General features: G+C 36.2%; 12 protein-coding genes. 3 read left to right on the plus strand and 9 right to left on the minus strand.

Features of this window, described 5'->3' with window-relative positions; all coding sequences use genetic code 11:
- The first annotated feature begins 145 nt into the window (after nt 1-145).
- Complete coding sequence (locus ACI6MV_RS24170) at nt 146-679, plus strand: DUF3267 domain-containing protein (RefSeq protein ID WP_407272878.1); 534 nt, start codon at nt 146-148, stop codon at nt 677-679.
- A 132-nt stretch (nt 680-811) separates the two neighbouring features.
- Entirely contained in the window at nt 812-991 is a 180-nt protein-coding gene (locus tag ACI6MV_RS24175; protein ID WP_407272879.1) for a hypothetical protein, read from the plus strand.
- Between the two features lie 87 nt (nt 992-1,078).
- Here the strand turns inward: ACI6MV_RS24175 and ACI6MV_RS24180 are convergent, their stop codons facing one another.
- The gene (locus ACI6MV_RS24180) at nt 1,079-1,162 is read right to left on the minus strand and encodes a YjcZ family sporulation protein (protein WP_407272889.1); all 84 of its coding nucleotides are present in this window, start codon (nt 1,160-1,162) and stop codon (nt 1,079-1,081) included.
- A 198-nt stretch (nt 1,163-1,360) separates the two neighbouring features.
- On the opposite strand from ACI6MV_RS24180, the gene ACI6MV_RS24185 reads away from it, so the two are divergent.
- Nucleotides 1,361-2,278, plus strand: a complete 918-nt coding sequence (locus ACI6MV_RS24185) for a peptidylprolyl isomerase (RefSeq protein ID WP_407272880.1) — start codon at nt 1,361-1,363, stop codon at nt 2,276-2,278.
- Between the two features lie 41 nt (nt 2,279-2,319).
- On the opposite strand, the gene ACI6MV_RS24190 is transcribed toward ACI6MV_RS24185, so the two are convergent.
- The 8 genes from ACI6MV_RS24190 to ACI6MV_RS24225 form a co-directional block, all read right to left on the minus strand.
- Nucleotides 2,320-2,523: a sporulation YhaL family protein gene (locus tag ACI6MV_RS24190; protein ID WP_407272881.1), complete on the minus strand. Its 204-nt coding sequence runs from the start codon at nt 2,521-2,523 to the stop codon at nt 2,320-2,322.
- A 71-nt stretch (nt 2,524-2,594) separates the two neighbouring features.
- Complete coding sequence (yhaM, locus tag ACI6MV_RS24195) at nt 2,595-3,539, minus strand: 3'-5' exoribonuclease YhaM (protein ID WP_407272882.1); 945 nt, start codon at nt 3,537-3,539, stop codon at nt 2,595-2,597.
- Nucleotides 3,540-3,723: 184 nt separating this feature from the next.
- On the minus strand, nt 3,724-4,275 hold the full coding sequence (locus ACI6MV_RS24200) for a GbsR/MarR family transcriptional regulator (RefSeq protein ID WP_407272883.1): 552 nt from the start codon (nt 4,273-4,275) through the stop codon (nt 3,724-3,726).
- A gap of 78 nt (nt 4,276-4,353) precedes the next feature.
- A complete protein-coding gene (locus tag ACI6MV_RS24205; protein ID WP_407272884.1) occupies nt 4,354-7,302 on the minus strand; it encodes an AAA family ATPase in 2,949 nt (982 codons plus the stop codon).
- Between the two features lie 2 nt (nt 7,303-7,304).
- A complete protein-coding gene (locus ACI6MV_RS24210) occupies nt 7,305-8,540 on the minus strand; it encodes a metallophosphoesterase family protein (protein WP_407272885.1) in 1,236 nt (411 codons plus the stop codon).
- A gap of 557 nt (nt 8,541-9,097) precedes the next feature.
- Nucleotides 9,098-10,363, minus strand: coding sequence for an ABC transporter permease (locus tag ACI6MV_RS24215; RefSeq protein WP_407272886.1), 1,266 nt, complete (start codon nt 10,361-10,363; stop codon nt 9,098-9,100).
- Nucleotides 10,356-11,255 carry an ABC transporter ATP-binding protein gene (locus tag ACI6MV_RS24220; protein ID WP_407272887.1) on the minus strand — a complete coding sequence of 300 codons (900 nt, stop codon included), beginning with the start codon at nt 11,253-11,255 and terminating at the stop codon, nt 10,356-10,358. The genes ACI6MV_RS24215 and ACI6MV_RS24220 overlap by 8 nt, the downstream gene beginning before the upstream one ends.
- Before the next feature lie 310 nt (nt 11,256-11,565).
- Nucleotides 11,566-11,919: a YlbF/YmcA family competence regulator gene (locus tag ACI6MV_RS24225; protein WP_407272888.1), complete on the minus strand. Its 354-nt coding sequence runs from the start codon at nt 11,917-11,919 to the stop codon at nt 11,566-11,568.
- Nucleotides 11,920-11,978 lie beyond the last annotated feature (59 nt).

An 11,978-nucleotide genomic window follows, 5' to 3' on the forward strand; every position in this document is an offset into this window, starting at 1 on the left:
TTAATGTATAGTTATTTATATCTTTTAATTATTTTTTTGTAAAAGCTATTGATTTCCTTGCCAAAACGTACTATTATTCGTTGAGGGAACTTCCAGTACGATCATTATAAATACTAAATTGCATTTGCTTAAAGGGGGAAGGACGATGAATTGCTGGAAAACGGTGAACGTTTCAAGGGAATTCGGTCATAATCGCATTTATATTATTTCGTTAATATTAGGACTCTTGTCTTTTATATTTCTATATTTACCTTTTTCTATGATTCATCACTCTAACAGTTTTCAAGATCATGGTGTACTTCCTTTATTATTGGGCATGTTGGCATTACCGATGATGCATAAGATGATGCACATTCTTCCATTAATTATTGGGAATAAAAAAATAAAAGTAAAAATGCGTATGCGAATGAGATGCATTCCTATATTTTCCTATCTTACGAAATCAAAAATGTCTAAAAGAATGTCAGTATTAGCATTATTAGCACCAACCATCTTTATTACAATACCTGGTTTAATTGCCAGCTATATATTTGTTGAATATTATGCTTATATTATCTTGTTTACTTCCATAAATATTGGATTATCATTTACTGATTTTATCTATGCCATTCACATGATGAAGGCGCCAAGAAAGTGTATTATTGAAAATGCTAAAGATGGTTATGATATTTTAATTTAATTGGTACTAAAGTACACACCACGTAAAATATAATATGGTGTGTACTTTTTTACTTTTTTACTGCTTTAAACTGTTCAATATGTTCATTTTTTGATAAAGTTATCTATATAGGCGTATAAGGAGGTCATAATTATGGCAATCATATTTGCTGTTTTTGCCCTAGTAGTATTATTTTTATTCAACTCTCTAACACACTCTTTATGTTTACGTACAGAAATGTCTAAAGAACGTCAACCGAACTTTTTTCGGACGATCAATGTATTAATTACCATATTATTAATATCATCATATATTGAGGTTTTGTTTACTTAAATAGTTGATTTTAATACTAAACTACATACTATCACTATGAAAAAAGGAAGCTCACCATATAGGTAAGCTTCCTTTTGATTCATATTATTATAACCACGCTGCACCAACGATAATTAACAAAATGAAAAGTACAACGATTAATGCAAAACCGCTGTTATAAGCTGCACCCATGAAAACACCTCCTTTATCTCTACTACTTATCCTATGCTTGCAGAACCTCTATTGCGTAGGCACTTGACTCAATTTAGTAAAAAGTATGTAATTTATATGATTGCTATATTTTTTTTATATAAATGTGTTATAGTATTGCAAGGGGTTGTAAAGTACTGCCCAATAGGAAAAACATTTGAGATTAGGAGTGTTAAATACATGAAAAAACTAGCAATCGCAGCAACGATTACAGCTGGAGTACTTACACTATCTGCGTGCTCTTCAGAGCCACAAGATGATTCAGAAGCTGTTGTAGAAACAGGATCAGGTGACGTGACAAAAGAAGAATTTTACCAAGAATTAAAAGCTACAAGTGGTGAACAAGTACTTCAACAAATGGTTTTAAAGAAAGTACTTGAAGGAGAGTACGGGATTTCTGATGAAGAAACACAAGAAATTGAAGATCGAATTGCAGACTATGAAGAGCAATATGGCGAGCAATTTGCATCTCTTCTGCAGCAAAGTGGCTTTAGCAGTGTAGATGCTTATCGTGAGCAAATGTTATTAAGCTTATTACAAGAGAAAGCAATCACTGAAGGCATCGAAGTATCAGATGAGGAAATTCAACAAAGATACGATCGCATGCAGACAGAAATTAAAGCAAGCCACATTTTAGTAGAAGATGAAGCAACAGCTAATGAAGTCAAAGAAAAATTAGATAATGGAGAAGATTTTGTTGGACTAGCAGCAGAATATTCTACTGACTCCTCAGCAGCAAAAGGTGGAGACTTAGGTTACTTTACTGCTGGTGCAATGGTAAAAGAATTTGAAGATGCAGCATATGCACTAGAAGTTGATGAAGTAAGTGAACCTGTTAAATCTGAGCACGGATGGCACGTGATTAAAGTTACAGATAAACGTGACGTAGAGACAGAGGTACAACCACTTGATGAGATCTCTGATGATCTAAAAAGACAAATTGCGTTAAGTAAAGTTGGTAATGCAGAAGCTCAAGAGAAACTACAAACAATCATGGATGACGCTAATATCGATGTTAAAATCGAAGAATTCAAAGATCTTTTTGAAACAGAAATTGCTCCAGAAACTACAGAATCAGGAACAGAAACAGCTGAATAATATCGAGGGCCGCTCTCTAAATAGAGCGGCCCTTTGTTTGGTCAGCTTGATATTACCTCTTTACTTTTTTCATCAGATTTCTTGTCTCGTTCATCCTTAATTCGATCGAGATAAACCTTTCCTTCACGTTCGATATAAAATTTTTCTAATTGTCGCTCAGCAATCATTGCTCTAAACGACATATACCCACAAAAAGCAATACACAAAATGAACAGGAATACCCACCATGGGACACCAAAAAGCATTTCGTTTCCTCCCCTTGTCCTATATGCTAGAAATATATGCGACAAACAGAGATTTATGATTAGCTATACTACTAATCTTCAAAACTAGGTTTATAAAATGTGCGATTGTCCATTGCAAATAAACGCTCGGTAAACTCACCAGGTTTAACTTTATCTAACGTACGATTCAACATGTTCATTTTTGCATCAATTAAGTCAATTAGATGTAAAAGCTCCGCTTCCCTTACCAGTGGTGCTTTTGGGCTTCCCCATTCTGCTTTCCCATGATGACTTAGAACCATATGTTGTAATATTAATACTTCTTCTCCTTCAATTTGTAACTCTTTCGCAGCATGTCCTATTTCTTCAATCATTATTGGGATATGACCAAGTAATTTTCCCTCTAAAGTGTAAGAAGGAGTAGCTACACTAGATAATTCTTTAAGTTTGCCAAGATCATGAACGACAATACCAGCGTATAAAAGGTCTTGGTTAATTTCAGGGTACAAGTGTTTCAATTCTTTTGCCAACTTTAGCATGGAGACAACGTGGTAGGCTAAACCAGAGACGTACTCATGGTGGTTCTTTACTGCAGCAGGATAAACTAATAAATCCTCTTGATATTTTTTTATAAAGTAGCGTACGATTCTTTGAAGATTTGGATTTTGTATTTCAAAAATAAATTCGGTTAACCGTTCCATGAGCTCTTCTTTTTGAACTGGTGCTTTTTCTATAAAATCTGTCGGGTGTACACCGTCGGTTGGCTGAGCTGGACGAATAGAATGGATCTTCAATTGTGATCGTCCTCTATACTGATTTACTTCACCAGTAACTTTTACAAGTTGCTCAGCTTGAAATAACTGTTCATCCTCGTCGGTTGCTTCCCATAGTTTTGCATCAATTTCACCTGTAACATCTTTTAATATAAGTGTTAAAAAAGGTTTGCCATTGCTTGCCATTCCTTTAGTTGCAGCCTTAACTAACATATAATAATCAAAAAGTTCTCCAATATTGTAATAAGCTATTCCTTTTTTCAACGTAATTCCTCCTCAAATTTTATTCTTATCTAATGATAAAGCCCTTATCTTAATACGTTAGTAAGGGCTCTTATCATGTAGGTGAATCAATTTAAAATTATCTTACAACAAATATTTACAGCTGCTTATAGTTGTGTGAAAGTTTTAAAAAAAACACCAGGAAGCAAGTGGCAAGATATTGTTATTATTTATCATGTCGTGGAACATATTTAAAAATTTCCCCTGATTCCACGACCTGAATAAATCTCATTAGCCACCTATAGTAATTCTGAGCATACTTTAAGCGATCTATGTCTTTATCAATTTTTGCTATCAAGATTTGATCAGTAGTGTTTTCCTTAATCATGATTAATTCTTGTATCGCTTCCTCCGCTTCATCAATATTGGTTTCCGTATGATGTCGCCAGCGACTCCCAAATAAAGTTGTAAATGATTTATACCAATCCTCCTCGGAATTGTACAAATCCTTCCGAACACCTTTCTTGAAAGCAGGTTCAACCATTTTCATATCTGCTAAGGCTCGCACCCCTGTCGACATGCTCGTTTTGCTCATCGCCATAACATCACGCATATCATCTAATGTCATTGGCTCCTCTGCGAAGTATAAGGCACCGTAAAGCCGTCCAATAGACGGTGCAATTCCATATAAATTCATATTTTTTGCGATAACTTGTACAAACTTATCAATTATTTCTTCATAAGCTTCCCATTCTTTATTTAATTCATGGTTTGACAAAAGAAGCCCCTCCAAATACTAAAACACCTTATTTTCTCAATATTTTAGCATTATTCTTAGCATAATGCTAATTCACTTTTATATTTTTTCTACGACAGATGCTTCCATACGATTTACATATTCTTTAATAAATGGCTGACACGTAAATAAAATTATTTGTTGTTTTCTTGCAATTGATGACAAAATATCAAGCATTATTTTAGCGCGTTTTTCATCAAAGTGAACAAAAGCATCATCTATAAAAAACGGCATTGCGTGTGTCGCACTTGATATTTCACTTAAAGCTAGTCGAAGCGCAACATACAATTGATCACTTGTCCCTTGCGATAACTCCTTGACTTCAAACCGAGTTCCTGTTGCATGCTCTACAAGAAGTGATTCACCTTCTTGTGGTGGAAAGACAAAACGATAATTCTCATTTGTTAATATCCGAAAGTAATGTGTTGTTTGTTCAAGTACTCTTGGTAAATATTTTTGTTGAAATTGCTGTTTTGTTTCTACCAACAACCCTTTCGCAACCTGGTATATTGCCCAATCCTTCACCTGCTGTCGAAGCTGATCTTTTTCTATTTGAAGGCGGTGCCTTAAAATCGAGTAATCCTCTGAGCTTTCCATTTTACCCAACTCTGCCCTTATATTCGCTTTCTGTTCTCGTCTAACTTCTATTCTTTGTGTGATGTCATCGATTAGTTCTGTGATGCCATTTAACTGCTGTTCAAGCTCCCAACCGTCCCTGGGTTGCATCATAGGAATCTCTCCGATAGCAGCTTCAGGTAATATATTTTTAACTTGGTCACTTGTTGATTTATACTTCTCACTCACCAAGTCTAGCTCTTTATTTTGATTACCCTTCTTTAGGAAATCTTCTTCATTTTCAACCGCTGCAATTTTCCATAGTTTTTCAATTTCTTGTTGATACGGTAGCATTTTCTTAGCAAGCTGTCTTCGATGTTCTTCACTTTGTACTATCCATTGTTGATACTGTTCACTAGTACTTTTAAGCTTTAGTTGTTGATCAGCTAGTTCATGGAGATATGGTATGTCTATGCTTACTCCTTCCCGATTACGCTTTACCAAAAACGCTTGCAATTGGATCTCATAGTTGTTAATGCTAAATTCAAGTTCAGTCATTTCAGCTATAATTTGATTATATTTTTTAAGCTTATCTAGGGCATTCGATAGACGATGATATAATGTTGGCCAATACTCGATAGCAACCGACTCAAGAAATGGATAGATTCTCTTTTGTTCATTCACTTTCCGTTGCAATTGCTCTTGTTTCTCCAACAGAAAGTTTCTTCTTTCCTCTAACTTGAGCAATTTAGCTTGTAAATCCTTCCCCTTCGATTGTAAGGAAGCTAATTGATCTCTCAATTTTTTTTGTACTTCTATTGCTCGTTCACTATTTAAACGCTCATCAGCATCTATATGTATATCAGTTGATTGGTTATTTGTATCAGATAAATACTCTCTCATCAAGCGATGAGTATGAGTTGTCCAAAAGCGTTGAACGATACCAACTACAGCTAATAATGTTCCAAGCATCAATAACGAATAATTATCAATCATTACACCATAAATCGCTAGACCGATACCAAACAGACAACTAATCATCAGTATCACCGAAGATAGTTTTAACTGCTTCACTCTACGTGCATTCCATTCTGTTCTTTGATCAAGCTGCAATTGATTACGTAGGCGATCATTATCCGCTTCTCTTGCTTGTGCTAGCTTCGCTTCTAATTCATAATATGTGTGCTCATCCATCATTTGACTTCTACAGACTCGCTTTTGATCTTCTAATTCTCTAAAATCTTGTTTTACTTCCATTAATTCTTGATCAATCTTTTCGACTTCACCATTCCACTGATCTTTTTCTATTCTTATCTGATTCCAAGTATCTTCAATATGAAAAGGAAAAGAAATATGTTCTAAATCCTGCAACCGTAATCCGATTTGAAGCTTTTCTATCTCCGCTACAATTTCTCCCTTAATAGCCCTAACTTCTCTTTGCTGTGCCTGATGGCTTTGTTGTTGTTGTTGATAAGCTGCTTGCTGTTCGAGTAAAGTCTGTATTTCCTTATTTTCTTCTTCACTTACAATTTGGTCGTAAACTGCATGTAACTCCGATTGATATTTCTTCAGATTATCTAGAACTAATGCTTCTTCACTTTTGAGCGGTAACAACTTATCTTTCAGGGTTTGATAACGAAGTAAACCATCCTCAGGGAACTTATGCCCAATCTGTAATTTTTCAAATTGCTTGCTTTGATTGTATGCTTCTACCATTAACGGATTTGTCTGTATTTCTTTTTCTACTTGTATTTTTTGTTTCTGCAGTGTATCTACTTCATTTTTATATCGCTCAAGCTCATCGGAAACGGTTTGTAGTGTTACCTTTTTGTCACGATAAGATACTTCTTCTTGCTCCATGGTTAGTAATTTTCGATATAACTGATCCACACGGTGCAGTTGATCGTTTATTTCCGGTTTTTTACCTTGCGGGCGAAAGCGCTGACTTAATTCATTATCTAATTTTCTTTCAATAGTAGCTATTTTATCCATGCCTGTCATGCCAATGTTTAATAGTACATCACCAAGTTCTGAAGCATGTAGCGAATGTAAATAGCTAAGGTCATTGGAGTCAAAGGAAAAAATAGATTGAAACGTTTCACGAGTCATGCCAAACAGCCTGTCCTTTAACCATGATTCATCTTTACTTTCACCATTTGGCAAAAAACAGACCGCTTGGCCATTATTGCGATCGTGTAATCGTTCTACAACAAAGTCGCCATCTTTTTCTGTCGATAGCGTCACTTTACCTCCAATTTCCCCTCCAGTTTTCGGACGAAATGCTTCTCTTTGTTTCGGTGCCAATCCAAACAGCATAAACAATAAAAACTGGCGAAGGGTCGATTTACCAGATTCATTATCTCCAGCGAATACAACAATAGAATCTACTTGAAAATTCATTTCATAGTTTTGCAACTTTCCAAATCCATAGATATGAGCCGATAATATTCTCATGTTTAGCCCTTCTTTCCTAGTAACTGATGGAGAAGTAACTGTTCTGCTTGATATTTAATATCAGTCATTTCTTCGTCACTTAAAACCTCTACAAACTTCCTTGCCTGCTTATGACGCACTAATGGCTCTATATGCCCTTCGATATCTTCGGTATTACTAATATCGACAAGCCGGAGCAATTCACCTATGAAATGCTCGCCGTTCACAAGTTCATCACGCTCCCAGCTTGGTTCATTAATTACATGATAGTCTTGTATATAAATCCACGAATGATCAAGTTCAAATGATTCATTCACAAGGTCAATTATTTCAGCTAATTCTCCTGATTGGTGCCATGCTTGTAAAAATTCTGTTTCACTACCTAAATGTAATGTTACGACAAGCCTTCCTAAATCATTATTTTTTTTAAGTTCCTCTTCTAAGCATTGCTCTAGGTGATGAGGGGATTTATGAGCACTAACATCCAATGAAATGGTTTCGAATTTGATTTGTTGTAACGGGTAAAACTCTAGCTCCGCGCCTTGTTCATCCATTTCAACTAAATAACAGCCTTTTTCCCCAGATTCCTTTCGTGACCGACCTTGTATATTACCTGGATAGACAATAAGTGGCTCTTTTTTCAAAATCTCACGAACGTGTATATGACCTAACGCCCAATAGTCAAATCCACTGCTGCTAAGGTCAGTTAATGAAAATGGAGCATAAATATCATGATCGGTATTACTGGAGATACTCCCGTGAAGCATACCAATGTGAAACGGAGATTCCCCTGTTTGTTGAAACTCTGATGATTTGTTTTCTATAACAGCTCTATCCTCATAACTAAACCCGTAGATATTAGCTAACACGTTGCCGTGCTTTGTAAAAGTAGCAGTGGTCACGTTCTCAGACGAAAACACATGAACATTAGCAGGAAAATCCGCTTCAAAGGTTTGACCATTTATGTAGTCGTGATTTCCATAAGAAAGATACACAAAAATATTATGTTTATTTAACTTTTCTAGTGCACGTTGCAAATGTATATATGCCTTTAAGCTCTGCTGGTTACTATCAAACAAATCACCTACAATAAGGACGAAATCAACCTTTTTATCAACAGCTAGTTGTACCAATGCATCTAAGCTAGCAAAAGTACTTTCTCTAATATCTTTAAACATATGATCTGTTATGTGACTTAGCCCCCGAAACGGGCTGTCTAAATGTAAGTCTGCACAGTGGATAAATGAAATTTTACTCATCGTATTATTCCTCTCTCTTTCAAAGATACAACTATATTTTACCAGACAGAAAACGCGAATGCACGTTCGTTGATAGGATTAGATTTGATAAAATAATAAAGATGTTTCTAAGAGATTGTTGTAAATGAGCAAAATAGCTAGTATGCGTCGTAACTTGGAGAGTGGTTAACCCGCTCCGGAAATCCACTTCGCTTTCCGCGGGGGGCTAGTGAGCCTCCTCGTCGCTTCGCTCCTGCGGGGTCTCACTTACGCCACTAGTCCCGCAGGAGTCGAAGTGGATTTCCTCCGCTGCTAACGGGAGTGTTCTTTGCGTCGGGTGATTGGAGCTCCAGGCAGTCGACTCCAGCGGGAAAAGTGCGAGCTGAAGATCCACTCAGAAGCGCACTTTGCTTCTGAGTTAGCTGAAGCCGTGCCCGCGGAAAGCGACTGCCTGGAGCGGAAATCACGAGCACTACGTTACGACGGATTTCACTTCAAATATGTAATAAAAAGCAACAAACTCTACGAAAAGTGCAAATAACAAAAGCCCAATTCAGTTGAATTGGACTTTTGTTATATTACTCATTCTTCGATAACTGCAATGCCTTTTTAATATCTTTTAATGATGTGGCTTTACCGTACATAAGCACGCCACCTTTATACACTCTTGCGCCAATAATAGCTAGAACTATGATGGTCACAATCATAATCAAGATGGAAAGTCCTACTTCCCAAAACGGGACATCAAGCATCCCAACCCGCAAAAACATTAACATTGGTGTAAAGAACGGGATGAAGGAAGATATAACAACCATTTTAGAATCAGGTACAGATAAACCAAACATAGCCAAGAAGAAACCGATCATAATTAAAAATGTGAGTGGTAGCATTAGCTGTTGTACATCTTCAATCCGACTGACAAGGGATCCTAGCATAGCAGACAATGTCGCATAGATCAGATAGCCAAGCAGGAAAAAGACTATCGCATAAATAAACGTTGACATTTGTACATCCTGAAGTCCGAAGTATTCAAACATTCCACCGACCAACTGATCTTGCTTCTGGCGGATTAGTATAAATCCAACCGTTAAAAATAAACCGATTTGCGTTAATCCGAGCAAGGCAATACCGATGATTTTAGCGAACATTTGTCCAATCGGAGACGTGCTAGATATTAGTATTTCCATGACTCTTGACGTCTTTTCATTTGCTACATCCATTGCGATCATATTGCCGTACATTAGTACACCAAAGTACAATAAAAATAGCATAACGTAAACTAATCCACGTGCACTATTTAATTCCTCTTCCGATTTGACCTCCCCTACGTTTCCCCCCTCTGTTGGTAATGCTTCTTTCTCAAAAGCAACAGGAGTAAAGATTTGCTGAACCGCTGCTTGGTCAAGTCCTGCTTTTTCTGTGGCACGCGCAATTTTAATCTGCTGTAATTGCTGCTCAATCATATTGCTTGTTGATCCCGTATCGATCCTAGCTGTATAATAAGTTGCATTTGGCAACTCATCTTCTACCGTAATATAGAGTAACGCATCATAAGTGCCGTCTCGTAATTCTTGTTTTGCATTACTAAGCTCACTCGTATAAGCAATTAATTCGATGTCCTCGTCACTAGTTTGCAAAACATCGTTAAGTGATTCATAAATCTCATTGGATTCATCAACAACAGCAATCTTAGTAGGTTCGTCTTCATTAAACAGACCAATAATGGATTGAATATTTGTCATTGCTAAAATAAACAACAAGGTAATAATTGTTGTAATTAAAAATGATTTCGATTTCACTCTACTCATATACGTGTGCGATAGTACAACCCAAAACTTATTCATAGGAAGCACCTACTTTCTCGATAAAAATATCGTTTAAAGATGGTTCTTCTAGCTCAAATTTCCTTACGAACCCTTTGCCTTGAAGGGCTGCAAACACTTCTGTAGCAACTTCCTCATTTTCAATTTGTAATTCACAGCCTTCAGGAACTGCTCGATAATTAATGACACCTGCAATTTTAGCAAGGCTGTCCAATTCAAAATCGGCATGTACAAATAAATTTTTCTTTCCAAATGAGCGTTTTATTTCTTTTAATGCACCATGAACAACCGGTTTTCCTTTATGCACAATACATAAGTGTTCACATAATTCCTCTACATGCTCCATACGATGTGATGAAAAAACAATCGTCGTTCCTTGATCATTTAATTCAACAACAGCATTTTTTAGCATCTCTACGTTAACTGGATCCAATCCTGAAAAAGGTTCATCAAGAATTAATAAGCTTGGCTTATGTATGACAGCGGAGATAAATTGAATCTTTTGTTGATTCCCTTTGGATAGTTCTTCAACTTTTTTATCAAGATAATCAGACACATTAAATTTTTCTAACCACATCTTGAGCTCAGATATCACCTGGTTTTTATTCATCCCTCTTAGCCGTCCAAGATAAACCAACTGATCCTTAACTGTTAGCTTAGGATACAACCCTCGTTCTTCGGGTAAATACCCAATCTTGTCACTATTCGAGTAATTTATCGGCTCATTATTCCACATGATTTTTCCGTCTGTGGCATCTAACAAGCCTAGAATCATTCGAAAAGTTGTCGTTTTTCCTGCTCCATTCGCTCCTAAAAAGCCAAAAATTTGCTTACTAGGTATTTCTAATGATAAATCATCAACAGCTTTAAATTGTCCAAATTGCTTGGTAACTTTGCTTATTTGTAATGTCACGTATCAACACTCCTTCCTATTTGTCATATACGGATATAGTTTCGTTAAGGTTCCATTTATATGTGAAGAATTTAAGTTTCATTGTAAATGTGACTTAATATCGGAAAATGAAGATCATGTATTGTTTTCTTGCAGGAACAAAAGCGCAGAACGCCGGTTATCGACTTACGGTCGTCTGGGACTCGAAACAATAAAATCACTTGTTTCTGCGGTGTATATTCAATGTAGCTTTCCTTAGTGCGATTACCACATTTAGTATATTTTATAATTTCCAGTAAAAAACCTTGCCCAGTTAGGCAAGGTTTCGTTTTTACTGTTCTTCAGGTGCACCGTACAATTCTTCTAATGGTTTAGTAATGATTCTACTTACGTCATTAATCAACGTGTTTAACCGTTGCTCCTGCTCCATTAACTTAGAGATATCCGGATTTTGTTGAACAAGTTCTACTACACTTTTCGCTTTTTCAACTTCTTCTTCAGTGATCTCTTGTCCTTGCATTTGCTTTTGCTGAAGCTCTATTTGGGTTGTCCGGAAATTATTAAACATCTGTTTAGTTGATTCGTCACCCATTACTGTTTCGTAAGCTTGCTTCAATTCAGTAAATTCTTCACTTTCTCTAATTGCCTTTTCTAAATCATACGCACTATCATATATATTTGCCAAAATGTAACCTCCTAAGCTTATTCCCCCCAACTATAACAAACAACATACCCAATGTATAG

It is taken from the genome of Radiobacillus sp. PE A8.2 (genome assembly GCF_045635475.1).
Lineage (GTDB): Bacteria > Bacillota > Bacilli > Bacillales > Amphibacillaceae > JBJGXI01.